The organism is Shewanella nanhaiensis (assembly GCF_019457885.1).
Lineage (GTDB): Bacteria > Pseudomonadota > Gammaproteobacteria > Enterobacterales > Shewanellaceae > Shewanella > Shewanella nanhaiensis.
Genome location: NZ_JAHZST010000011.1, coordinates 26,498 through 51,976, shown reverse-complemented (window position 1 = coordinate 51,976; position 25,479 = coordinate 26,498). Strand labels below are relative to the sequence as shown.

The following is a 25,479-nucleotide window of genomic DNA, read 5'->3' as shown; positions in this document are numbered from 1 at the left end:
CAAATCCTGTCAGCGCTCGTTATAGTGCAGATTCCATCTCACAAACATTATTAGCTCTATGCTCTTTGATACTTGGCTACTCTACTTTTTTGCAGTCCTGCTGATCGCCGTTTCTCCGGGAACCATGGCGGTATTATCTATGAGTCATGGTATCCATTTTGGTAAAACCCGCAGTTTGGCAACCGCATTAGGTAGTGTTACCTCAGCGCTTATTTTGATGGCAGCATCGGCGGCGGGGCTCGGCGCCCTACTGAGTGCAACTGAGTATGGATTTACGATTTTAAAATACTGCGGCGCAGCCTACTTGCTGTTTCTCGGTATCAAACTACTGCTAACAAAAGCCAGCTCTCAAGGGTTAGATCTGCAACATATCAAGAGCAAAGGCACGCCACCCCAGATGTTTAAACAGGCCTTTCTTGTGGGAATTAGTAACCCGAAAGACCTGCTTTTTTTTGGCGCGCTCTTCCCGCAATTTATCGACATATCAGCTCCTCAAGCCCCCCAACTAGCCATTCTTGCAATCACGTGGGCTGTCGTGGATTTCAGCTTTGTGATGCTCTACGCCAGCATGGCCAATGTGTTAGCGCCAACTCTAAAAACTAGCAATAAACTGCACTGGTTCGATCGAACCAGTGGTGGTGTGTTTATCGGCTTAGCGGCCATCTTAGTCACTCGAGAAAACTAATAGCGAGCTAAAAACATAAAAGCTGGATTCTGAAACCTGTTCAGAATCACGGCTAACGAACTTAGCTTAAAACTTTCCACTTCTAACTCTTAACTTTCTCCCTTCAAGCTTCGGATATCTGAACCTGTTGGCCCCTGGAAAGCTTTTAAGCCAAATTCAGGTAAGATCGCAAAGATATGATCGAAAATATCACCTTGAATATCTTCGTAATTGTTCCAGCGAATATCGGTAGTAAACACATAGACCTCAATAGGAACACCTTCGGATGTTGGCGCTAATTGACGCACTAGCAAGGTCATATCATTATGGATCAGCGGGTGTCTGGTCACATATTCAATCAGATAAGCCCTAAAGGTACCGATATTCGTCAGATGACGACTATTTACTGGCATATCAGCATCTTCAACACCTTGATTAAAGAGGGATATCTCCTCTCTTTTCGAGGAGAAATACTCTTTTAAACAGTTAATCTTACTTAACTTGGCCTGCTCCTCCTCAGAGAGAAAGTGTATGCTGTGAATATCGATGGAGACCGCACGTTTAATGCGTCGACCACCAGACTCAGACATACCACGCCAGTTCTTAAATGCATCGGAAACCAGGGCATAGGCGGGGATCATCGTCAGTGTATTGTCCCAGTTTTGCACCTTGACTGTGGTTAAAGACACCTCAACAACCGATCCATTGGCACCATACTTATCCATCTGGATCCAATCGCCCGTGCTCACCATGCGGTTAGCAGCCAGCTGAATTCCAGCGACAAAGCCTAATATGGTGTCCCTAAACACCAACATCACCAAACCGGTCGCGACACCTAAACCGCTGAGGAAGTAGACCGGAGATTGGTTTGCCAGAACTGAAATAGAGATGATGATGGCAACAAAGAAGAGAAAGAGCTTAAATAGCTGAACAAAACTCTTAATCGGCAGACGCCTACTCACTAAATTGACATCGGCAATCTCATTCACCGCATCCAGTGCACTATAGATGGCGCGCACCAACATCACCACAATCCAAACACTCAGCAGGCGATCGACCAGTGAGCTTATTAGTTGATGCTCTTTCAATGCCAATGGGATCAAGAGGTTCATAACAAGGGCAGGTACAACATAGGAGAACTTCTCCAGTACCTTATGCCTCATAAAGATATCATCCCAACTCACTTTAGAGCGGTGGATCACGATATTCATGGCGCGCACAACACCACGCCTGACAAACAGGTAAGCGATGATGGCTAACACGAGACTTACCACGACAAGCAACGAAGTTGACACATCGTCCGATGGCGTGCTGTTAACTCCCCAGTCGGATAACCACTTTGAGATCCGCAATCTTAGTTCTTGATCCACTATCAATCTTCCTTAAAAAGTATTAGCACCATGTTAAACGGATAACACCCCGAGAAACAACTCGCCACAAAGGCAAAACAAATCAATCACAACTCTTTATTTTTCAATAGGTTTAGTCATTCTTAATTGACTGAGGGACAAAGATTACCAACAATTTACCTTTAATACAGTCAAAAGTAGGAGTATGTCGATGTTGAGATACCTAATTATGCTAAGTGCGTTAACAGTCAGTCTCAATGTCATGGCTAATCAGGCCGAAGATGATACATCAAAGCTTTTTAAGCCTAAAATGAGCATCAGCCTGGACTATATACCTGCCGAAAACAATATGTACGGCATCACGTTAGCCCCCTATCATTTCGACCCAGACTACTCCAGTTGGGGCTACTACATAGGTTATGCCGCTAGCCAAGAGGAAGATCTCGCACTAATAAAGCCCGCCGAGGGTTACACCCAAGATAAGATGTGGCGATTTGGTCTCAGCTATAGCCTAACTCAGCAACTGAGTCTCTATGGCGGCGCAGTTCACTATAGTCTTGAAACACACTCCACCACAGGTAAAACCCCTAAAATTGTTGATGGTGAGCCTATTTGGGAAAAAGGATCTGATACCTCCTGGGGAGGCGAGTTAGGCATACGTTATATGATGGATATGGGCTTGATGCTAGGTGTTGGATATAACACCTCAACAGATTCTGCTGTCATTAGCATAGGCTATGCGATGTAAACTGTAGCGCAGGTTCAACTCTAGGGCATTTGTCTATGACAACTCCATGAAATATCTTTCCATTCGGTTTATGCTAGAGCCAACTTATCTATTTGGGTTCAAACCTATGCGTAAAACACTTAATACCCTGATTGGGTTCGCACTCCTCACTCTAGCTATACCGGCCATGGCGGCAGAGGTAACAACAGTCACATTGAACAACGGCACTAAGGTCAGACTTAATGATGACTTTACTTGGGAATATGTGATTTTAGAGACAACAACTCCAGTTGTCGGCACAGCGACCACAACGAGTGCCCCGACTTCACAAGCCTCAGCTCAAGCAGCAGTAATATCAGCTCCCACCTTAACAGCCAACGCCATGTCGCAAGCTGAATTACTTAAAAGTACCGCTAAGGGTGGAGTCAAAGTCAGTTTTCTTAACAGTCAATGGGATGAAGATGGCCGTTTAGGCCTAACTTTCGATCTGGCCAGCAACAGCTCAGAACACTACGTTTTGATCAACCTAGATGTCACCCTGTTTGACGACACAGGTAAGCTATTAGAGACCAAAACCATTAAGGTCTGGAAAGCGATTTTCAGAATGCCTGATACTTACCTGCGCAAGGGGCAACAACGTGAAAGTAAGATCTTCTGGTTCGAAGGCATAGACCCTAACCTCTGGACCAAAGAGCTAGTGAGCTTAAAAATAGGTGAGATGGACTCAAGAATGTGATCTATTAACCATGTCAGCCTCTAACCAAAGTGACGGGTTAAATAATGTAAAGCCGGAAGAGCAACGCTTTTCCGGCTTTTTAATGTAAAACCCCTCAGCATAACATTTTGTTATAGCTGAGGAATCTTTAGTCAATTGACCTAAATAGGTGTCTTAAACATATAATTCGAACCATAGATTAAATATATAACTTTGGTTCATTTATGGAACTCTCATTATTATTAATGACGGTGTTTTTCGCAGCGACATTACAAGCTGCAACGGGATTTGGATTTGGATTAATTGGCGTTAGTTTTTTAATTGTATTACTTCAATCTAATTCTGCTGTTCAAATTGTCATTATATTAACTTTAGCTATGTCTCTCGTTCACTGGATAAAAATCCGAAAAATAGCACCAATGGATTTAGTAAAGAAAATAATGCTAGGTTGTGCATTAGGCTACCCAATCGGCATTATTATATTCAGTAACTTCGATCTTACAGCCCTTAAAATATCCGTTGCCTTACTTATTCTAGCGATAACAACCCAGAATATCTTAGAGATGGTTAAGGTACGTAAAGGCCATGAAGCTATTCCAGCCAAGATGGGTAGGGGCTCCTGCTTTGGTATCGGAACTATGTCAGGCGTGATGGCCAGTGCAATGGCGATGCCTGGCCCAGTTGTTGTGGCATACCTGACCCGCAGCCCACTCACTAAAGATCAGATCCGTGCCACAGTGATCACCTGTTCAACCTTCTCCTATATTGTAGCTCTAGGCCTGCAAGCTTCCTTTGTCGGCATTGAGAATGAAACACTGAAAACATCTTTGATGTTAATTCCAGCGACTTTTATTGGCGCTTTATTTGGCGACTATATCGCTAAGTTCATTAATCAAAATCTTTTTAAAAAAATTACTTTAGTTGTTTTATTTGGTAGTGGTGTAAATATCTTACTCAACATCTAGATAAAACAAAAACCAATCAAAAATTAAATACAGCTGTTCTTATAAATATTGATACAAGAAAATAAATTAATATAAAGGAATTAAAAATGCTTACTGATAAATACCCTAAAGCTAAATTAGCACATACACCAACACCTTTCGAATTTATGGCAAATATGACGAAGAAGTTCGATGGGCCAAAATTATGGATAAAGCGTGATGATGCTACTGGTTTAGCTATGGGTGGAAATAAGGCTCGCCAATTAGAGTTCTATGTTGGTAAGGCGCAAGCTGATGGTTGTAATGCTCTGCTCACTACAGGCGCAGTTCAATCTAACCATGTTCGTATGACAGTTGCTGCAGCACGTAAGATGGGCTGGCATGTAGAGGTTCAATTAGAGCACCGCGTTGATGGCAGACTTCCTGAATATGAAGATAGCGGTAACCCATTCTTAGATAAACTTATGGGTGCAAAAATTCACACCTATCCAGTGGGTGAAGATGAGAACGGCGCCGATCAGGTGATGTATGACAGAGCCGACGAGCTAACGAAAGAGGGCTATAAGCCATTCGTTATCCCACTAGGAGCCGTAGGTAAAACACCTTGGGGCGCACTAGGTTATGTTGACTGTGTCGAAGAGCTACTCCTTCAAGCACAAGCAACTGGCATGAAAATAGATGCCATCGTACTACCAACAGGCTCAGCTAACACTCACGCAGGTGTTTTAGCCGGTCTTATCGCCCTAAACAGTGATATTCCCGTGTATGGCTTCTGCGTCCGCCGCGACAAAGTGGCTCAGTTCGAGCGTGTATTAGTAAAAACGCGCAAAGTCCTGCAGCTACTTGGTGTTGATGAGAACAGGGTTACTCACGACCTAGTTAAGTGTGAAGATTGGGTGTTAGGCCCAGGATATGGTCAGTTAACTGCTGAAGTTCATGAAGCAATCGAGATTTTAGGTCAAGAAGAAGGGATATTATTAGACCCAACCTACACAGCAAAAAGCATGGCTGGAATGATAGGTATGATCCGCAACGGTCAATTTACTCAAGATCAAAACATCGTTTTCTTACATACAGGTGGTACACCAGCCCTATTCGGCTACCCAGAACTGATTGCCAATAAGTAATAACTAAAAATATATATGCCTGCAGAGTCCCTCTCAGGCATTTTGGCCACACTTTTTATCTCTGATGTTTATAAGCTAACACTCAGTGATAGGTAGAATCATTATGTCTCAGTCAACAAAGCTTGAGTTTCATATTGGAAAAATTGGTGGAATGGTTCCACTTCTGACCATGGTCGGTCTGATGTTACTGCTTACTTTCAACGGTGTCGGCGGTCCTAAAGCAGCCTGGGCACCAGGTTTTATCGCTATCATCTTAGGTATGTTTCTGGTTAAGAGTAAGCGGGATTACTTTCAATCGATCTTAGATGGTATCGCAGATAAAACAGGCGTCGTTGTTATCACTGCTTGGATCTTCGCCGCTGTACTCGGGTCCTTAATGAAAGCCGGTGGCTTAGTTGACGGTATTCTCTGGTTCGGTATGTCGACTGGTATTCAAGGAAGTATGTTCCTTGTTATTGTCTTTATGTCTACGGCTATCTTTGCCATGGGAACGGGATCATCAAACGGTGCAAACTTAGCCTTAGCACCCATTCTATTCCCAGCAGGTGTTTATTTAGGTGCCGATCCTGCATTCGTTGCTCTCGCCCTGCTTTCAGGCGCTGTTTTTGGTGACAATGTCGCACCAATCTCCGACACCACCATCGTTGGCTGTACCACACAGGGAGCTGATTTTGGCGCCACGGTTCGTCAACGTATGCCGCTATCCTTAACCGCAGGGGCCATCGCCCTTGTGGCCTTAGTCTTTTTCGGCCAAGGTGACGGCTTGGTGGAAACAGCCTCTCAAAATGGTGAAAGTGCCCGACCTGAGAGTCTACTTATGCTGCTCTCTGTCGCTGCCGTTGTCTTTTTTGCCCTCAAAGGTCGCCACCTATTAGAAGCTTTGAGCTACGGGATCTTGGTCGCTGCTGTTGTTGGCCTTGGGATCGGAGCTTTTGCTATATCAGATCTCTTCACAGTGCCATCTCAACGTGGCCACTCCAACGGCATCATCGAAGATGCGATAGCCGGTGTTACAGGTGCTGTGGTTTTCGTTATCTTGATACTGGGCGTGATTAAAATATTCATGAACAGCGGGATCATGGATGACATACTGACCTTTATTACCGAACGTGTCTCTGACAGCACCCGAAGCACTGAGCTGTTGATGTTCTATTCAACCTCAGTCTCATCACTCTTAGTTAGCTCAAACGCGCCTTCTCAGCTCTTGGTTGGCCCAACTTTGGTTAAACCACTAGGCGAGAAGAACAATATTAGCCCAGAACGCAGAGCCAACTTGATGAGCGCCTCAGTCTGCTCAATCTTTTACATGATGCCTTGGTGTCTTGCGGTAATGGTCTGGTACTCCGCAGTCGAAACATCGGCTATCTCCTCCGGCTTAGCCGTACCGAGTGCGTCAATTAGCTTTATGGCTCCCTATCCTTGGGCCCTACTTGGCGTGATGATGTTCTCTATCATGACTGGCTGGAAGCGTTACAACAAACAGCTTCAATCTCAGGTACAGCCAGCCTAAAACAAGTTTCATTTACCAAACAATACAGGTGGCGGCAGTGACCGCCACTGATAAAAACAGGAAATAAAAATGTCTACAGCACTAAACACACAATCAGCTCCAGCGGCTATCGGTCCTTATGTCCAGGGTGTCGATCTCGGCAATATGGTATTCACCTCAGGCCAGCTCCCTATAGACCCTGTAACTGGTGAGATGTCAGACGATGTGGCAGAGCAGGCTTACCAGTCTCTAAAAAATGTTCAGGCGATCGTTGAAGCGGCAGAGCTAACAATGAACCAAGTATTTAAGATGACGGTTTTCGTGAAAGACTTAAATAACTTTCCGATTGTGAATGAGGTTTACCAGAAGTTTTTCGATGAGCTTGGAGCAAGATACCCAGCGCGTTCATGTGTCGAAGTGGCTCGTCTACCTAAAGATGCACAGATTGAGATCGAAGCGATAGCAGTAAGAAGCTAGTCGAGCATTTCAGCTTAGCTAATACCGCAGTCGAATAAGTTCGTCTGCGGTTTTACCGCTTTTTGATTACCATTAATAAACAATCTACAGATTTTTGAAAGATTATCTTTCAAAGTAGTCCAATAATATGGAGTGAAAGGCTCCCACCACTCTAGGCATCTGTATCCCTTTAGCCTGAACCGCATAATACTCCCACTCAGTTACTGGCTCAAACGGCCGCACCACCACACCTTCAACCCCTAGGTGTAGAATAAAGGGATCTAAAATCGCGATTCCAACCCCCTTCTTCACTAACTGAAACAAGGTGCTCTGCTCGCGCGCTTCCAAAATAATATTTCGTTTTACATTCTGCTTAATAAACGCATCTTCGACTCTGGTGCGAAATGGGCTGCCGTAACCTAAAGTCATAAAGCGTTCATTTTTCAAATCTACCGGTGACAGAGAAGCTTTATCAGCTAATGGATGCCCTTCACTTAACACAACCACAGCTTGATGCTTACGCAAAAACTGAAAATTAAACTCATCTTCACCGGCTTCAATATTGGTCACAATCGCCGTATCAACCTGATGGCTACGCACTAAATCGAGCAGTTGAATTCTGGGAGCGGCCTCAAGTTCAATCGCCACATTAGGATGTTGAGTCAAAAACTCAGCAAGCACGTCTGTCATAAAACTATTGGAACAGATAGGCATCACGCCGACACGCAGTCGCCCCTGATTATTTCGCGCAATCGCATCTGCCGAGGTAGTCAGGCTATTCATCCCCACAAACACGCGCTTCACATCCTGATAGAACAACTTAGCCTCAGGTGTTGCCTCTAACTTATTATGGGTACGCACAAACAGAGGAAAGCCAACCCGATACTCCAACTCAGACAGGAGGCGGCTCACCGCAGGTTGAGATATATAGAGCAGCTCTGCAGCGCCTGTTACTGTTCCCGACAACATAAAACAACGAAATGCTTCAATTTGACGCATCTTTATTTTGGAGTCTGCAAGCATTCAACTTCACCTATCAAATATGGCCTATGCCACCCCCAATCATATCGAAAAACAGATCCGCTAACTTAGCGCTCAATCTCAGAACCAAATGATCCCTAGAGCTCGAGAAGATAAAATAGAAGCTTTAGCGCTGAATAAAAGCCAGCAACAAAAAAGGGCCCTTAGGCCCTTTCGTTTCAACTAACTAAGTCAATCTAACTCCTACAAGCTTGGTAGTACACCTGCAGGAAGATAGCTATTGAAGCTAGAGGTCAGGAGCAAGTCTGTCGACGCTTCGATATCAGGGCCGAAGAACCTGTCCTTATCATAGTAAGTTACCACTTCACGCAGCTCAGCTTTCGCCTTAGCCACAGCCGCACTTGGTTGCAGTGGAGCACGGAAATCAAGGCCTTGCGCCGCAGCCAGCAACTCAATAGCTAATACGCCACGAGTATTTTCAGACATATCACGCAGACGACGTGCCGCAAAGGTTGCCATAGAGACATGATCTTCCTGATTTGCCGATGTTGGTAAGCTGTCTACTGAAGCTGGGTGTGCATAGGTCTTATTCTCAGAGGCCAATGCGGCCGCTGTGACCTGAGCAATCATAAAGCCAGAGTTTACCCCGCCGTTTTCAACTAAAAATGGTGGCAGCTTAGACAGATTAGGGTCGATAAGTAGCGCAATACGACGCTCAGCAATCGCACCTAATTCAGCAAGTGCAATCGCTAGATTATCGGCAGCCATCGCGACAGGCTCAGCGTGGAAATTCCCCCCTGAGATGATGTCACCAGTATCTTGGAAAACCAATGGGTTATCTGTTACGCCGTTGGCTTCAGTACCTAACACTTCAGCAGCCTGACGAATTTGCGTTAAACACGCACCGAGTACCTGCGGCTGACAACGTAGTGAGTATGGGTCTTGCACTTTTTCACAATCTACATGGCTTAGGCTGATCTCAGACTCATCACCCAAGAGGTGACGGAATAATCCAGCGGCATCCATCTGACCTTTCTGGCCACGGGCAGCATGAATACGTGGGTCAAACGGACTGCGACTGCCCATTGCAGCTTCGACGCTCATCGCGCCAATCACAGAGCTTGCCGCAAACAGATCTTCAGCGTTAAACAGGCCTTCAAGCGCTAATGCAGTAGAGGCTTGCGTACCGTTAAGTAGAGCGAGCCCCTCTTTTGCAGCCAGTTCAATCGGCTCAAGACCAGCTATCTCAAGCCCCTCTTTAGCTGACATGATCTGGCCCTTGTAGCTCACTTCACCTTCGCCAAGTAGTGCTAGGCTCATATGTGATAGTGGGGCTAAGTCACCCGATGCGCCAACAGAGCCCTTCTCTGGAACGCAAGGGTAAACCTCAGCATTAACCAGCTGGATCAGGAAGTTGATCACCTCTAGACGAATACCAGAAAAGCCACGACTCAGTGAATTGATTTTCAAGACCATCATCAGACGCACTGTCGCATCTTGCATATATTGCCCAGTACCAGCAGCATGGGAAAGTACGATCGAGCGCTGCAGTAGCTGCAGATCTTTATCTTCAATCTTGGTATTCGCTAACAGACCAAAACCTGTATTGATACCATAAACAGTACGGCTCTCATCGATAATCTTCTGCACTATGCCAGAGCTGATATTGATATCGGCAATCGCTTCATCGGCAAGCTCAAGTGTTAACTTGTTACGGCTAATATCGCGGATCTGCGACAGAGTCAGGGTACCTGGCTTTAATACTAAATGGCTCATCTCTACTTCTCCAACATTGGCAGGTCTAAGCCCTGCTCTTTAGCGCAGTTTTTAGCGATATCATATCCAGCGTCAGCATGACGCATCACACCCGTTGCAGGGTCATTCCAAAGCACGCGACCAAGACGAGCAGCGGCATCATCAGTACCATCGGCAACAATCACCACACCTGAGTGTTGACTAAAGCCCATGCCCACACCACCACCGTGATGTAGCGATACCCAAGTAGCGCCACTTGCAGTGTTAAGCAGAGCATTCATTAATGGCCAATCTGATACTGCATCCGAGCCATCTAACATAGACTCAGTTTCACGGTTCGGGCTGGCAACAGAGCCAGAGTCTAAGTGATCACGACCAATCACAACTGGCGCAGAAAGCTCACCACTTTTCACCATCTCATTAAAGGCCAACGCCAAACGGGCACGATCTTTCAAGCCAACCCAACAGATACGAGAAGGCAGGCCTTGGAAGGCGATACGCTCGCGGGCCATATCTAACCAGTTATGCAGATGTGGATTATCAGGAATAAGCTCTTTAACTTTTGCATCTGTCTTGTAGATATCTTCTGGATCGCCAGAAAGCGCTGCCCAACGGAATGGACCAATACCCTCACAGAACAGAGGACGAACATAGGCAGGGACGAAACCTGGGAAGTCGAATGCATTCTCTACTCCCTCTTCGAACGCCATCTGACGAATATTGTTACCGTAATCGGTTGTTGCAGCACCAGCAGCTTGCAGTGCAAGCATAGCTTTAACCTGCACAGCCATAGACTGCTTAGCCGCTTTAACCACTGCCGCTTCATCTTTCTTACGCATGTCGGCTGCTTGCTCTAAGCTCCAGCCCTGTGGCAGGTAACCGTTGAGCGGGTCGTGAGCAGAGGTTTGGTCAGTGACCACATCTGGCGTGATACCACGTTCAACTAACTCAGCAAATACATCGGCAGCGTTTGCAAGCAAGCCAACAGAGACAGGCTTACCGCTCTTGTTCGCTTCATCGATCATAGCTAAGGCTTCATCAAGTGAGGTCGCTTTCTTATCGACATAGCGAGTACGCAGACGGAAGTCGATACGAGTCTCGTCAACTTCACAGGTGAGAACAGAGTAACCCGCCATAGTACCTGCAAGTGGCTGAGCGCCGCCCATACCACCTAGGCCACCAGTCAAGATCCACTTGCCTGCAGATGAACCACCAAAATGCTGCTTAGCCATAGCAACGAAGGTTTCATAAGTGCCTTGTACTATCCCTTGGGAGCCAATATAGATCCAAGAACCCGCTGTCATCTGGCCATACATGGCCAAACCTTTCTTATCCAACTCGTTGAAGTGCTCCCAGTTTGCCCAATGTGGCACTAGGTTTGAGTTAGCAATAATAACGCGGGGCGCATTATTATGGGTCTTGAAAACCCCAACAGGTTTACCTGACTGCACCAGTAAGGTTTCATCCTCTTCAAGGCGCTGTAGTACTTCAATAATCTTGTCGTAACACTCCCAATCACGGGCTGCACGGCCAATGCCACCATAAACAACCAGATCTTCAGGACGCTCAGCGACATCAGGGTGAAGATTATTCATCAACATGCGCATTGGCGCTTCGGTGGTCCAACTCTTACAACTTAACTTGCTACCGTGTGGAGCTATAATGCGACGGCTAGGGTCGTGTCTCTTATCCATCTTAGTTAACCTCTTTCAATTTATCTGTTTCTTATCACTCTCTTTTAGAGAGCTTTGGTTTTATTTGATCTATTGTTTTTTACTTTGTTTGTTACTTGTATATACATCTTGATCTCGATTGGACTCAGCCAACTCTTCTTGCTTTACCCTTCATCTTTTTCACGCTTTTACTCAGCTTTTTATGCTCTTCACCACGCAGTGGTATTCATCGAAATTCGCAGCAGATCGATTAGAACGTCAAGTGACCGCCCAATCTAAAGCGACTTCCTGGGTGTATTAGCTTGGCAAAACTCACCACGCCTTGACGTGACCAGGTACGACGTAAAATCTGTAAACAGGGCTCTGTCGCCTCAATATTCAATGCTTGTTGATTATGTTGATTGGCGACAACGGCCTCTAAGGTATGTCTAGCTTCAGTCAGCGGAGCGACCTGAGATAAGTATTCATGGGGTGTCTGAGTGGTAAAATCCTGAGCTAAATACTCAGGCACTAGCTTAGGGTTCACAAAGCGCTCCTCTAGCTGCAGGGGCACGCCCTCTTCACAGTGAACCAGTACTGAATAGAACACTTGGCTTCCAGCTTCTAGCCCAAGCGCGATGGCAATAGGCGCGATCGCTTCAATGCTGGTGAGCTCCAGCTGTTTCACGCTGTAACCGTGTCCTCTGTCTTTAATCTCATCGGCAATATTGCGGATCGCCATCATGGAGGATTGAGACTTAAGCTCGGCAACAAAGGTTCCCAAGCCTTGAGTTCGCTCAAGCACGCCACTCTCCACCAGCTCAGTTAATCCTCGCCTAGCCGTCATTCGGCTACACTCAAACTGTTCAGCCAACTGGTTTTCAGAGGGGACACGAGTATGCTCCTCCCACTCACCAGACTCGATGCGGGCTAGAATATATTGTTTGATCTCAGCAAACTTTGGCGTGGCCACTGGCGCTCCTTATATTTGAATATTGCGCTAAGCTAAAAGAAACGAGATAAGCTGTTACCTTACTCCCTATCTAAGTGAGCAATTTTGGTGGTTTTTAGTGCTTATTTCCCTTTTAGGAACAACCGCTCTTTTCAAACGATTAAAATTACCGCTATAATCCTAGCTTGTATATACAAGTAAATACAAGTTGGATCACACTTTTATTTTATTTAGTATTGATTCGACAAAACGCAGTTATCAATAAGAGAGCACATCATGTCTTGGGATCAGGTCTGGATTGACGTCAACGTAGCAAGTATGAACCCTTCTGTATCAGCACCTTACGGCGCAATAGTAGATGCAGCGCTAGCTGTAAAAGATGGAAAAATTGCCTGGGTGGGGCCCAGAGGAGAGCTGCCTGAGTTTGATGTTATGTCAACGCCACTTTACAGAGGTAAAGGTGGCTGGATCACACCTGGACTTATCGACGCCCATACACACCTGGTCTTTGCCGGTAACCGCGCGAACGAATTCGAAAAACGCTTACAAGGTGCAAGCTATGAAGAGATAGCTCGTAGCGGGGGCGGGATAATATCCACCGTTAAAGCCTGCCGTGAAGCCAGTGAAGCAGAGCTATTTGAGCTGGGAAGAAAACGCCTTAATGCGCTTGCAAAAGAGGGAGTTACTACAGTTGAGATAAAGTCTGGCTATGGTTTAGACACGGTAACAGAGCTGAAACTTTTACGTGTCGCCCGTGAGCTAGGCAAGCACCACCATGTCGATGTGAAGACCACTTTCTTAGGTGCCCACGCTATTCCACCAGAGTATAAAGATGACATCGAAGGCTATGTGGATTTAGTGATCAACGAGATGTTGCCGGCTGTTATTGCAGAAGATTTAGCCGATGCCGTCGATGTGTTCTGTGAAAACATCGCATTCAATATTGAGCAAACAGAGCGGGTACTCACTGCTGCCAAAGATGCGGGATTAGATATCAAGCTTCATGCCGAGCAACTCTCAAATTTAGGCGGCTCAGCCATGGCCGCCAAGCTTGGCGCTAAATCAGTGGATCACATTGAATATCTTGATGAAGATGGAGTGGTAGCACTAAGTAAAAGTGGTACCTGTGCCACCCTATTACCCGGCGCATTCTACTTCCTGCGTGAAACCCAGATGCCACCGATAGCTCTACTACGTAAACATAAAGTGCCTATGGTACTGGCCAGTGACTATAACCCTGGCTCATCACCACTATGCTCAAGCCTACTGATGCTAAATATGGGTTGCACTCTATTTCGCTTAACACCAGAGGAAGCCTTAACAGGCATGACTCGCAATGCCGCCAAGGCACTCGGTGTTGAAGACAAAGTTGGCGTGTTAGCTGCTGGTATGCAAGCGGATTTCTGTTTGTGGGATATCACTACACCAGCAGAGCTTGCCTACTCCTATGGCGCTGGAGTGTGCCTTGAAGTGGTGAAGGCAGGTCACTTGGTACACCAGTAATTTATCACCTCTCTTACGATAGAGGTTAGCTCGTTTTAGATGGTTTTATCTGGAGTTATGGGTACTTGGTGGCTGTATGGTATCCATAATTTTGCTGATGTTTATTGCTTGCAGCAGGTGCTACATATGGACATGCCAACGTCGTGATCACATGGCCAACGATGTTCCCGACATAATAACGGCATTCCCTATATCCCTATATCCCTATAAGTCAGACGTGAATAAACGACCTCATGTGCAAATCTTCTATCACTCCATGAAGATTCATTATAAACATTAACCCCTAATGTTACCTATCACCTGCCGTGGGCTTATGAGCAAGTACTTCCTCGGTACGCTGTGAACCCGTCCATGGGCGCTCTGCGATTTCATCCCTGAAATCGAAGTCCTCGGCTGCACTTACACCTAGTTATCTATCTCTTCGATTTTACTTCAAACGTGAACATCATATAGCGCCCTTGGATACTACCGCCTAAATCTAAGTATCTTTTAACTGAATCAATACTCAATACAGCTAAAGCCACTCACATAATTATATTTAACAAGTTGTGCAGCGTGCTATTGAATCATCATTTTTAAACCAGACGGACTGAGCAAGCATGATTTAGTCCTCTATCCACAATCTACTCTGTAGATTCGATAAATCCCCGTTGGAAGGTGAATACGGCGCAGCCATAAGTTCATGAACGAGAAACATGGATGTTGAACTGGCTTTGTAAATGGATTTACATGCCGAAATATGGTGATAAAAATGCTGTAGAGCCATCAAGGATGATGACTCAAGCTCGGGGCTGCATGGCCGCTATTTGGCATCCATGCCATCGCGGCATTTGTGAGTCCATTCACATCAGATGCAGCATCTGAGCTGTTAGGCAATTTTTATTGGAATATGAGGCCCGTATTTAATGCATGTAACTTCGTCGGGGCGTTATGGTGGTTCCAAGGGCGAAGGTCATGATAATGACCTCTCTGAGCGAGAGGTACGGATACCGAACTGGCTTTTAGACAAGGATGTTGTTGGCGAGGACAAGCTGTCCTCCTTGGTCGGGTGCGGGTTGAAGACCCACGACGTTAATCCAAACGAAGTTTGAAAATAAAACTTAGTCCTTAATCTCCCCTCGTTGTCTAATAAACCTACTTAGGCTGTAAATCAACAGGACAGATACTGAATGCTATTTTCATTGAGATCTGCTGCGCTTAAATAACCCAAGATATAACTCGAAGCCAAACCAAACAAAGTCAGTATCATTTGAGCCAGCAAAAAGCCCATAGCCAGTGCAGGTAGATATCGAACTAGCTTCATCTTCTCATTTCCGTAAGACACTCACTTTTATTGAACAAACATAAATTACTTTTGTCTTAATTAAAAATGGAATTTAGAGATAGCTATCATGATTCGGATTATATTAATTTTAGCTTCGGTGTCATTACTTGCCTACCCACTCTGGGGCGTATTGCAACCAACAACCTACTTAACTGAGTTATTAGAAGAGTACCCTCTTGCAATCGAAGTAACTTCAGTTCAAATACAACAAGCGAGTGCACTACTTTGGATTAGTAATGGCATTTTAGCTGCTGCCTTTTTGCTTATGGCCAAGTTTATCGGAGCTCCTTCCACTTATATTGCCGCTAAGTGGGGGGCACTCTTACTCATCCTATACCCCATAATAAAGACGGTTATTGAAGTGTCCTCTGCAACTGTTTTATACAGCCACCTAGAACACTCCCCTATTTCCCTTGAGTTTTCGTCAGTAAAACTATTCTACATTCTTTTCGGGCTTGCCCTTTATGGCATAATTAAATCCCAACAAGGATTAACTCAAACAGCAAACTAAACTTAGAAAACTCAAACCTATGATAGATCCATAGGTAGCTAGAAACGATAGTGCAAGCCTATACCGTATTGGACTAGGCTGATGTCGGCATAATAATTATCAAGCTCGCTGTTTTCAGGCTCTGTTTCATTAATCTCATAAAACACTCTTAGCGCCAAAGACTCGGTGATAGTGACATCGACGCCAGCACCAAATAGCCATCCCGTGCCTTGATAACTATCATCAATCTCGTCATCATCACTGTAGATTCGGTTAAGCACGAGTCCCGCTTTCAAGTAGCCAGTCACACTCTCAGTAAAAGCGTGTCGTACTACAGGTGAGAGAGAAAACGCCGCCATGCGAACATCAACCTCATCGACAAAACTATCGGTTGCGAAAACACCCGCTTCTATACCAAAGCTATCATTGAAGTTATAACCACCATAGACTCCTAGGCCCTTAGCTGACTCATCTAAAACACCGATGTTATCTTCTAGACTAGTTTGATTCACTTGACCACCTAGGTAAAAGCCTAGATCTTTAGCGGCAAAAGCAGGTGTTGATACAGCCAGTAATATACCAGCAGTTAACAGAGAGTTGAGTTTCATTACTATCCCTAAATTTATCCGTTTACCATATCCATTTAACAGTAAACATATTTAAAATCGCTGAGATACTAACCTTTTATCTACAAAAAACAAAGGGAGAACAAGGTTAAGGGCTACCGCAGTAACCTTTTAAAACTCAGAAGATAAATTTAAAGCAAAGAATCATTCTCAAAAGCGGCCAAACTCTTGGAGTATTTATCTCTCCAAAAAGGATGATCTGTATTTTTCAAAGCTAACTTTTCATGGGTAACAGCCTTCTCAAACTTTCCCACTTCAGCATAGGCTTGTGCAAGAGCATGATGGGCAGTATGTGAGTGAGGATAGGCATCCACAGCCACTTGATAGATGGCTATCGCTCTATCTTTTACCGCTTTACCACCCTTATCAGCTTCGTACTTAGCAAGGGCAATGAGAGAGGCCGTTGCTGGCACTTCGAACCCATACTTTTCTTCAGTAAGATATTGATAATGAGCAAGTATCGCTCGTGGGCCTTTACTTGATATCTCTGAGTCGGGCTCGAGCACCTTATGATAATCATTAAAGAGTAACTCAATACCATAGGCTGTCGCCAAGATAGGCTGAGTCATGTAATAGCTGCCATCAAAACGTTTGATATGATATTCCAACACTGGCGAAGCACTGGTTTTTATTATGGTCTCCATCTCTGCAAAGCTAGCCAGTTGCCTCTGTTCAAAGCCACTGTCACTGGTACTCATAAATAGAAAACGCGGCTTCCCTTTCATTGCAGCCAGTTTTTTCGGCGCATCTTTAATGACAAAAGCAAAGTCTTTGCTTAATACTGGGCTTGCAACAAAGTATGCATTAAACAGCTCAGGTCGGTTGAGCAAGGTATAGAGGCCAAGTCCAGCATTACCAGTAAAGCCATTCATGATCCGAAAGCCATTGGTTCTATACTGCTTATCGATAGCTGGCAATAGTGCCAACTCCATAAAGTCGAGCAACTTAATATCACCTCTCTCCTCAATGGCTAACTCTTTTAGTTCACCCAGAGTTTTATCGCCATCGGGCGCTGTGACTATAATGGTTTCCAGCCATGGCCAATCACCATTGTGGCTCATCCAATCGTGCATACCGTTAAGATACGCCTGACTACGGGGATGAAAGTCAAATAGCACAAGATAACGTTTATCTTTGTTATTAAAGTAGCTCGGAGGTAAGATCACATTAAAAGTGATAGGCTTATCAGAGTATGAAGTGGCGACATCTAGCGTCGTGATGAGTTTCTGTTCAGCACCGTTTTGAGCATTGACCGAAGCAGTACTTAGCACAAGAATAAAAAGTAAGCTCAACATTAGCCTTTTTAGCATGCTGTTATCTTCCGTGATTTAGGTGGGTTAAAGTCAATTAAAAACTATCGATGCTAAATATTTTACGTAATAGCTGAACCTGTCTTCGACTAACATCGATCTCTTGTCCATTGTTCATATGTACCTGTAGGCTCCCAGATGCCATACCCTCCTCAATTTTGTCAATTTGATCAACACGGACAATATCGCTACGACTGGCTTTAAAAAAAACAGCGGGATCGAGCTTCTTTTCTACTTTAGAGAGTGAGATATGGAGATAAGATTTACCTGAATCAGAGTAAACAGCCACATGGTTTCCCAAAGACTCAAAACGGCTAATTTCATTGATTCTGACAATCTTATAATCGGAACCAAACTTCAATAACAGGCCATGATTATCTGGTAAGCACTGAATATCATCCTGTTCAGACTCATCATAAGTTTCCTGTACAAGACGGACTTTATTTAATACAGCCTCCAGCCGTTCGGGCATGATTGGTTTAACAATATAATCAAATGCATTTAGCTCAAACGCATCCACAGCATGCTCACTAAAGGCTGTACAAAATACTAGCTGAAACTGCTGAGACTCAGCCTGCTTAGCAAACTCAAGGCCATCCATCTCTGGCATCTGTATATCAACAAAAACTAAATCAACAGAGGTTTTTTTTAATAGTTCTAGTGCCTGATGACCATCTTCCGCCTCGCCAACAATTTCAATATCGGCATACTTGCTTAATAGACGGGTTAGCTCTAAGCGAGCTAAATACTCATCGTCAACGATTAGTACTTTTAACATGGGGAAGCTCCATTGAAACGGTAAATTGCTCATTATCTAAAGCACTGGCAAACTTATATTGTCTGGCAAACATCAACTCTAATCGTTTTTTTACATTGTGTAGGCCAACTCGTGTACCAGGTTGATCTTTAGGGGAGTAAACACTATTTATAACAGACAAACGCCACGTATCGGGTGTTATAGTCTGACTCTTAATATGGATAAAACCATGCTTGCTGCTAGTTGAGATACCATGTTTTATGGCATTCTCCGCTAACGTCAGTAAAGTTAATGTCGGGATCTGCTCCTGCAAAGTACTCTCATCAAGATCCACGGTTAACTTTAATCGCTTATCAAAACGTACTTTCTCAATAGCTAGATATTTAGAGGTCAATAACCAGTCTTGCTCTAAGGTTGACTGAATTTGAATTTGTGACTGCATCTGATTTCGTAGCAGATCAGACAGAAGGGTGATCACTTCAGCGGCTTTTTCTTGATCGGCAAAAATTAATGCTCTAATGCTATTTAAGGTATTAAACAGAAAGTGTGGGCTTAATTGATTAGTTAGCTGCTGAATTTGGCTTTCATTAACTTGAACCTGCAGCTCCTTCTTATTCTTATGAAACTGCCATACGAGGTAGGCAACACTCCATAAAAATAGGGTGGCAAAAGACTCTAAGGTACCGATAATAGCGATAGCTAATAGAGTAACTTCCCCACCCAACTCTCCTTTTTGAGTCATCACTTGGATTTGACTAATATCAGTTCCTTTTAAAAAACTCATCTGGCCCATGCTGTAGGAAGACAAAAAATAGATAAAAGAGATTAGAGCGACATATAGGAGGCCTTTAAGTGAGCCTTTAATATCCACACTCGAGCCAATTAAGTTCATTCTTAGGTAGGGTCTAAGCAAGCAATGGCATACGGCAACGAGTAATGAAGCTTCTAAAAAAGAACGAAGAATAATATCGTTATAGTGACGTTCTGGAACCTCGATGAGTGAAAGCATCACAGACCAAGTCAAAATAAAATGCAGCCAAAACATAATAAGCATGGCTGCACGGTAACTCTTACTTGTGTTACGGCTATTTCGGTAATAGTTTACAAACCAATTAGGTTCAACAGCACTACTCATAGCGTAAGGCATCGATGGGATCCAATTTTGAAGCTTTAATTGCTGGAGCAATACCAAATACAACGCCAATTGTTCCACTAAAACCAAGTGCAAGCCAAATAGCCCACGTTGGTACAGACAAGGAACCTATTACAGGCATAAACATAAACACAACACCGGCGAGCAGGTAACCTAATAAGATACCTACAACCCCTCCAAAAAGAGCTAGTACACTGGCCTCAACTAAAAATTGAGTCAAAATAATTCTGGAGGTAGCACCAAGCGCTTTTGCTATCCCTATCTCTTTGGTTCTCTCTGTTACAGATACAAGCATGATGTTCATAATCCCTATGCCACCAACAATTAGACTAATACCAACAACTCCAGCAGCAACATAGGTAATAGAGTCTGTTATATCACTAAATTGTTTACGCGTTCTCTCAGCGGTTTCAAATTCAAAAAAATCTTGGTCTTGCTCAGTTAATCGATATTTACCTCTTAATAAATTACGAACTCTGTCATTTAACAAAGCTAAATCAACACCCAGCTCTGGGCGGAAAACAATATCTATGTTATTAGTGCGGTCTGATCCATTTAATGAACGAATAGTGCTAAAAGGTGCGATAATATAGTTATCTTGATCGAAGCCAAATAAGCTTCCTCTAGTCTCTGCAACACCAATAATTTTAAACCACTCACCTCCCAACAATATAAATTCGCCGACAGGATGTTGCGGAAGATTTAACTTTTTTAACACGGAACTACCAACAAATACAACTCGTCTACGTTTTATGTCATCAGTATTAGAAAGAAAACGCCCTTCGAGTGGAAAAATATTAACTACATTTTGATAATCACTTTCAGTACCAATAACTTGTGTATGAGTACTGTATTGACCAAACCTTGCCTCTGAACCAAAACTAAATGCGCGCATTTTAGCCGCAATCTCTTTAATTCCAGGCACTTTACTCTTAATTAGCAGGTAGTCGTCATAGGTTAACTGGTTCGTCACCCCAAGCATCTCTAGCTCTGTATTGGTATGAGCTTTGATCGTCACCATATCACTGCCTAAATCCTTAAGCTGGTTGCCAACCCCCTGACTCAACCCCTCCATTATAGAAACAACAGTAATGACAGCGGCGACACCAATTATGATACCTAACGTGGTCAATGCACTTCTAAAACTATGGGCAAAAATAGACTCAATCGCAGCCACAGTGCCCTCATATGCGCTATGAAATACTCTATTTAGCATGCTACCCCCCACTCCACTTTGCTCTTTGACACATCCGATGCTAATAGCCCATCGACCAACCTAATCTCTCGCTGACAATGCTCTGCAATATCTTGCTCATGGGTCACCAATACAATTGTTTGACCTTGAGCGTGTAGCTCATCAAATAACGCCATAATCTCCTGGGTTGTCTTACTATCCAGATTTCCTGTTGGTTCATCACCTAACAATATTTCAGGCTCAGTCACTAAAGCTCTCGCTATGGCAACTCTTTGTCTTTGTCCTCCAGATAGCTGACTCGGAAGTGACTTAACTTTATCTCCAAGTCCAACCTTCTCTAAAGCATTCAAGGCTCGGCTTTTACGCTCTTTCGATGACATGGCACGATATTTAAGAGGGTGTATCACGTTTTGCAATATGCTCTGTCGAGGTAACAGGTTGAAACTTTGGAAAATAAATCCGATAGAGTAGTTTCTAACATGAGCTAATTTATCCTCATCATAATTAGCCACATCTTGACGATTTAGTTGGTATGCACCAGTTGTTGGCGTCGACAGGCACCCAAGAATATTCATCAAGGTAGACTTTCCTGACCCCGAAGGGCCAGTAATAGCAACAAACTCATTGGTATGAATAGAGAGGTCGACACCTTTCAACGCGGTATAACCTTCATCACCAATTTGATAGGTTTTAGTCACACCTTTTAGTTGAATGACAGGTTTAGAGTGATGCATGGTAACTCTCCTTATGTTGTACTTCAGTCCCCTCTTTTAACGCTTTGACTTGGCGACTAGGTCCAACAATAACAACTTCTCTATTGCTCAACCCTGATAGCACAATCTGCTCAGTGTCAGTAGACAAACCAAGCTGAATATTTCGTCTTACAGCTTTATTCTCCTCAACCACCCAAACATAACTTTTACCATCAAACTGTTTTACCGCAGCAATAGGTATAATTAATTCAACATCTGAACGGGCTAAAACAATCTCGGCACGACAGCTCATACCTGGGTATGCGAACTGCTCTTTTTGAAGCATCACCTCTACCTTGTAGTAAAGGCCCTTATTAACACCATCTTTTCTGGCAGATGTACTGATTGAGGATATCCGTCCCAAGGAAGCCATTTGTGGGGTTGCCGCAGCAAATACCTCGACCTCCTGGCCAAGTTCAATGTTAGCAACATCAGCCTCATCCACTCTGATCTGAGCGACATAAGAGTCGACATCAGCCAAGGTCATTAGTGGGCTACCTATAATATTGGTTGTCCCAGCAATAACCGTTTCTCCCTCTTTAATGTCAACAGTAGAGATCAAACCATCAATTGCGGCATGAAAACGAGACTTATCAAGGCGGCTCTGACTTTGAGCTAAGATAGCTTTATATTGCTCCAATCCCTGTTTTGCCGCTCTCACATTAATCTTGGCAACTTTCAACTGACTCTGCAGTTGTGCCGCTGTATCTTGATCCGTTAACCCTTTACCCAATAACTCTCGATACTGTCCAGCACGTCTAGCGGCCTCATTGGCTAACTCCTCTAATCGTTGTATCTCAATAAGCTGAATCTCAACAGAAGCACGAGCTTTTCGGACCTCAGCAATAAAGATTTCTGGATCTAACTCCATTAGAAGGTCACCTTTTTCTACAAGTTGCCCTTCTTTAACGTAGATCTGATTAACAATACCGGTAACCTCTGAACGGATCTGAATTTCACTGGCAAATCTTAAATTGCCAGATGCTAAAATGGTGTCATTAATTTTATCTTCTGAAACAACGTGAGTATCAACAACAAGGCCGTCAGATAGAGACTTCTCTTTACTTACCAAGATCAAAAGAGAGACGCTAAGTAAAATAAAAGCAAACGATAATATTTTTTTCATCTTAAACTCCAAGCTCTCATTAAGAGCAAGTTAAATAAACAGAAACCAGATCCCAAAAAATGCAAAGTATGGAAAGGCAGAGATAAATATCGCCATCATTGGCTTCATGTTAAAACACTTCCTCAAACCTAAAACTGAGATAGTTACCGACCAAACTAAGAACAGGTTCAGCGTGGTATACAACCCATATGCAGAGTCGTTAGGGTTTAGGTTGAAAAATAGCTGCTCTAAAGATGCATAGTGCATTAATGATAAAGGCAGATCTGATGCTGAAGAGCTCAAGAAAAGAAATGAGAAGCCAATATAGTTAACGATCCAAGGTAGCTGACACCAAGAGATAAAATAGAACCAATCTCTAAAGCTGAACCTACCGATACCAATACTCGGCACCTTTGCCAACAGAGTAAAAAAAGCACTTAACCCTAAAACAGTAAAAAGGTGACCAACTATCGTCATACCACCAACAAATACCCAGGTGTATGGTAAAGTTTTCACCATCATCTCCTGTGCAATCTCTCGCTCCTGAATGCTTAAATCACCAACTTGACCCAATTGCTGAGCGAGTAACCACTCATCTGTCATCCCTGCAAAAAACAGGTAGTAACTGGCTAAAATCAACCCAAACAGAATCACTAAAACAATACTGCTTTGCCGCTGGTTATACTCAAACCTTTCAAATAGAGCACTAGGTGCAACGAATGCATCCAATACTGTGTTCACTGTTGTCATAAGATTTTTCTCTCAACTAAAAGTACATAAAGGAAAAATAGCAAAAACAGCTGAAAGCAATGTATGAAAAGTGATAAACGGTTACATAAGATGATTTTCGGTAAAACGGTAAGAGGGAAGTATTAACAGAAGGAAAGATTTGGAGGGATTAATGACTAAATAGGGGCCCAAGAAGTAAGAAGAAAGAGGGTTAGAACAAAAATAGATAAGCGTTTAAACTTCATATTTAAGTTTAAACGCTTACTAAAATCATCTTCAAAACTTTACCTTCTCTCTACCTGAAATAGCCCATGCTAGAATACCAAACCATACTATCCAAGATATCCCTGCAGGAATGTTTGCAGCCATAATTTTTCCTTTATGCTCGCGGTTAAGCAATACTGCAATAATTGATGGTAAAAAATAGATAGCAAACAATAGCGGTAAAAGTAAAACCATTTTTCCAGAACCAAAATTTGATAGAAACATAGTATTATCCTCAATAAAATATATTAAACTAAACCTAAAACAGATTGATGTTGACGACTAAGCTCAGCAACAAGCTTAGAGTTTGACTTAATACCTAAAGACTCCAGCAACTCAGATTTTTTATCTACATCATTCTCTACTGAAACTAATGCCTTAACCGCTCTAAATCTATCCTCTTCAACACAAGTGGTTGTGGCATAACGTTCCATAAACTCACGACTTTTATCATCTCTCATCTCTGCGATAAGGTGTAAAATAGGCTCAACAGAAGAGTTAGAAGTCACTGTGCTATTAGCAATTTTTGAACAGGTCTCATCAAACACATATTGAGGTCTTAAGTGAGCAAACATAGTTGACGGCATGATATTTAGAGAAACAGATAACTCATCTGCAGGCAGTTGATTATGAACATCTTTATATGCTCTATATAACATCACTTCACCTTCTGTTAAATTCTTTCTCTCTATAAAACTAAGGTCAACAGGTTCGCCTGGGTACCCAACAACATCATAGTAATCATATTCATAGTAATCACTAGCATAGCCAGGCCCTGTATAACCTGAAGTTAGAAAGCTGAAGTTATGATCATGTGGCACATGATAGAAGAAAGACTTTTCACCAGATGTAGTCAGTAATGGATCATTCTTTGCTAACCAAATATTTGCCCTCATAAAAAAGTTGATACCTTTTGAGGCTGGTTTAAGCATAATAACTTGAGGGGTATATTTGTTAGTTTGCTTTTGCACATCACAGTGCTTCTCAAGTTCTGCCATTAATATTTCAGGTAAAAATGTTTTATTGTTATTTAACTTCTTTAAAATTGGAGCAACGGTTTGAAAACTTTCATCATCTGATGAGTCAAACTTGCTTTCAACTAGCTGTTCATAACAGTCATCTAACTCTATTGACTCTGTGATTTCATTTAAATCAAATTTCAACGGCATAATAATATTCCCTACTTTTATTTGGCTAATTACAGAAAATAGTTTCAATAAAAAAGTAACAATTAATCTGTGCATTTGGATTAATATAAGACTATCAACCATTTCTGATACGTATTGTTGAAAAGTGAAAATCGGTCTATTTAAATGATTTTCGGTAAAGAAAAATCTAACCTAAGATCTTGTGCACATAGAGACCGTGATTATGTAACCCTTTATAAAAGTTAATAAAACTAGATACTAAATAATAAAAACAAAGGCGCGGCCATCAAGATAGCCGCATTTATAAACTAA

Annotated in this window: 25 protein-coding genes; 9 read left to right on the top strand and 16 right to left on the bottom strand. The window is 43.3% G+C overall.

Annotated elements, in window-relative coordinates:
- The first annotated feature begins 58 nt into the window (after window positions 1-58).
- On the top strand, window positions 59-685 hold the full coding sequence (locus tag K0625_RS15160; protein WP_220110469.1) for a LysE family translocator: 627 nt from the start codon (window positions 59-61) through the stop codon (window positions 683-685).
- Between the two features lie 89 nt (window positions 686-774).
- Here K0625_RS15160 and K0625_RS15155 read toward each other — a convergent pair whose 3' ends face one another.
- Window positions 775-2,034 carry a mechanosensitive ion channel family protein gene (locus K0625_RS15155; RefSeq protein ID WP_220110468.1) on the bottom strand — a complete coding sequence of 420 codons (1,260 nt, stop codon included), beginning with the start codon at window positions 2,032-2,034 and terminating at the stop codon, window positions 775-777.
- 190 nt (window positions 2,035-2,224) lie between these two features.
- Between K0625_RS15155 and K0625_RS15150 the strand changes: the two genes are divergently transcribed.
- From K0625_RS15150 to K0625_RS15125, 6 genes are all read left to right on the top strand, one after another.
- Window positions 2,225-2,761 carry an outer membrane beta-barrel protein gene (locus K0625_RS15150; protein ID WP_220110467.1) on the top strand — a complete coding sequence of 179 codons (537 nt, stop codon included), beginning with the start codon at window positions 2,225-2,227 and terminating at the stop codon, window positions 2,759-2,761.
- Between the two features lie 106 nt (window positions 2,762-2,867).
- The gene (locus K0625_RS15145) at window positions 2,868-3,476 is read left to right on the top strand and encodes a DUF3157 family protein (RefSeq protein WP_220110466.1); all 609 of its coding nucleotides are present in this window, start codon (window positions 2,868-2,870) and stop codon (window positions 3,474-3,476) included.
- 203 nt (window positions 3,477-3,679) lie between these two features.
- Window positions 3,680-4,420, top strand: a complete 741-nt coding sequence (locus K0625_RS15140; protein ID WP_220110465.1) for a sulfite exporter TauE/SafE family protein — start codon at window positions 3,680-3,682, stop codon at window positions 4,418-4,420.
- An 86-nt stretch (window positions 4,421-4,506) separates the two neighbouring features.
- Window positions 4,507-5,526, top strand: coding sequence for a D-cysteine desulfhydrase family protein (locus K0625_RS15135; protein ID WP_220110464.1), 1,020 nt, complete (start codon window positions 4,507-4,509; stop codon window positions 5,524-5,526).
- Between the two features lie 103 nt (window positions 5,527-5,629).
- Window positions 5,630-7,036 carry a Na+/H+ antiporter NhaC family protein gene (locus K0625_RS15130; protein WP_220110463.1) on the top strand — a complete coding sequence of 469 codons (1,407 nt, stop codon included), beginning with the start codon at window positions 5,630-5,632 and terminating at the stop codon, window positions 7,034-7,036.
- Window positions 7,037-7,105: 69 nt separating this feature from the next.
- The gene (locus tag K0625_RS15125; protein WP_220110462.1) at window positions 7,106-7,492 is read left to right on the top strand and encodes a RidA family protein; all 387 of its coding nucleotides are present in this window, start codon (window positions 7,106-7,108) and stop codon (window positions 7,490-7,492) included.
- A 102-nt stretch (window positions 7,493-7,594) separates the two neighbouring features.
- Here the strand turns inward: K0625_RS15125 and K0625_RS15120 are convergent, their stop codons facing one another.
- From K0625_RS15120 to hutC, 4 genes are all read right to left on the bottom strand, one after another.
- Window positions 7,595-8,494 carry a LysR family transcriptional regulator gene (locus K0625_RS15120; RefSeq protein ID WP_220110461.1) on the bottom strand — a complete coding sequence of 300 codons (900 nt, stop codon included), beginning with the start codon at window positions 8,492-8,494 and terminating at the stop codon, window positions 7,595-7,597.
- Between the two features lie 201 nt (window positions 8,495-8,695).
- Entirely contained in the window at window positions 8,696-10,228 is a 1,533-nt protein-coding gene (gene hutH / locus K0625_RS15115; protein WP_220110460.1) for a histidine ammonia-lyase, read from the bottom strand.
- A gap of 2 nt (window positions 10,229-10,230) precedes the next feature.
- Complete coding sequence (hutU, locus tag K0625_RS15110) at window positions 10,231-11,901, bottom strand: urocanate hydratase (RefSeq protein ID WP_220110459.1); 1,671 nt, start codon at window positions 11,899-11,901, stop codon at window positions 10,231-10,233.
- 229 nt (window positions 11,902-12,130) lie between these two features.
- Entirely contained in the window at window positions 12,131-12,832 is a 702-nt protein-coding gene (gene hutC / locus K0625_RS15105) for a histidine utilization transcriptional repressor HutC (RefSeq protein WP_220110458.1), read from the bottom strand.
- A 255-nt stretch (window positions 12,833-13,087) separates the two neighbouring features.
- On the opposite strand from hutC, the gene hutI reads away from it, so the two are divergent.
- Window positions 13,088-14,314 carry an imidazolonepropionase gene (gene hutI / locus K0625_RS15100; RefSeq protein WP_220110457.1) on the top strand — a complete coding sequence of 409 codons (1,227 nt, stop codon included), beginning with the start codon at window positions 13,088-13,090 and terminating at the stop codon, window positions 14,312-14,314.
- A 1,150-nt stretch (window positions 14,315-15,464) separates the two neighbouring features.
- Here the strand turns inward: hutI and K0625_RS15095 are convergent.
- Window positions 15,465-15,617, bottom strand: coding sequence for a hypothetical protein (locus K0625_RS15095; RefSeq protein ID WP_220110456.1), 153 nt, complete (start codon window positions 15,615-15,617; stop codon window positions 15,465-15,467).
- Between the two features lie 88 nt (window positions 15,618-15,705).
- Between K0625_RS15095 and K0625_RS15090 the strand changes: the two genes are divergently transcribed.
- Window positions 15,706-16,149 (top strand): hypothetical protein, encoded by a 444-nt coding sequence (locus tag K0625_RS15090; protein ID WP_220110455.1) that lies wholly within the window; start codon window positions 15,706-15,708, stop codon window positions 16,147-16,149.
- A gap of 38 nt (window positions 16,150-16,187) precedes the next feature.
- On the opposite strand, the gene K0625_RS15085 is transcribed toward K0625_RS15090, so the two are convergent.
- From K0625_RS15085 to K0625_RS15040, 10 genes are all read right to left on the bottom strand, one after another.
- Window positions 16,188-16,736 carry a porin family protein gene (locus tag K0625_RS15085; RefSeq protein ID WP_220110454.1) on the bottom strand — a complete coding sequence of 183 codons (549 nt, stop codon included), beginning with the start codon at window positions 16,734-16,736 and terminating at the stop codon, window positions 16,188-16,190.
- Between the two features lie 149 nt (window positions 16,737-16,885).
- Window positions 16,886-18,064: an alpha/beta hydrolase-fold protein gene (locus K0625_RS15080; RefSeq protein WP_220110453.1), complete on the bottom strand. Its 1,179-nt coding sequence runs from the start codon at window positions 18,062-18,064 to the stop codon at window positions 16,886-16,888.
- 37 nt (window positions 18,065-18,101) lie between these two features.
- Window positions 18,102-18,842, bottom strand: coding sequence for a LytR/AlgR family response regulator transcription factor (locus K0625_RS15075; RefSeq protein WP_220110452.1), 741 nt, complete (start codon window positions 18,840-18,842; stop codon window positions 18,102-18,104).
- On the bottom strand, window positions 18,820-19,968 hold the full coding sequence (locus K0625_RS15070) for a sensor histidine kinase (protein WP_220110451.1): 1,149 nt from the start codon (window positions 19,966-19,968) through the stop codon (window positions 18,820-18,822). The genes K0625_RS15075 and K0625_RS15070 overlap by 23 nt, the downstream gene beginning before the upstream one ends.
- Window positions 19,949-21,151: an ABC transporter permease gene (locus K0625_RS15065; protein WP_333473859.1), complete on the bottom strand. Its 1,203-nt coding sequence runs from the start codon at window positions 21,149-21,151 to the stop codon at window positions 19,949-19,951. The genes K0625_RS15070 and K0625_RS15065 overlap by 20 nt, the downstream gene beginning before the upstream one ends.
- A 32-nt stretch (window positions 21,152-21,183) precedes the next feature.
- Window positions 21,184-21,903 (bottom strand): ABC transporter ATP-binding protein, encoded by a 720-nt coding sequence (locus tag K0625_RS15060; RefSeq protein ID WP_220110449.1) that lies wholly within the window; start codon window positions 21,901-21,903, stop codon window positions 21,184-21,186.
- Window positions 21,890-23,047: an efflux RND transporter periplasmic adaptor subunit gene (locus tag K0625_RS15055; RefSeq protein ID WP_220110448.1), complete on the bottom strand. Its 1,158-nt coding sequence runs from the start codon at window positions 23,045-23,047 to the stop codon at window positions 21,890-21,892. The genes K0625_RS15060 and K0625_RS15055 overlap by 14 nt, the downstream gene beginning before the upstream one ends.
- Window positions 23,048-23,077: 30 nt before the next feature.
- Window positions 23,078-23,776 carry a YIP1 family protein gene (locus K0625_RS15050; RefSeq protein WP_220110447.1) on the bottom strand — a complete coding sequence of 233 codons (699 nt, stop codon included), beginning with the start codon at window positions 23,774-23,776 and terminating at the stop codon, window positions 23,078-23,080.
- Between the two features lie 255 nt (window positions 23,777-24,031).
- Window positions 24,032-24,244: a superinfection immunity protein gene (locus K0625_RS15045; RefSeq protein ID WP_220110446.1), complete on the bottom strand. Its 213-nt coding sequence runs from the start codon at window positions 24,242-24,244 to the stop codon at window positions 24,032-24,034.
- Window positions 24,245-24,267: 23 nt separating this feature from the next.
- Complete coding sequence (locus K0625_RS15040) at window positions 24,268-25,188, bottom strand: hypothetical protein (protein WP_220110445.1); 921 nt, start codon at window positions 25,186-25,188, stop codon at window positions 24,268-24,270.
- Between the last annotated feature and the right edge of the window lie 291 nt (window positions 25,189-25,479).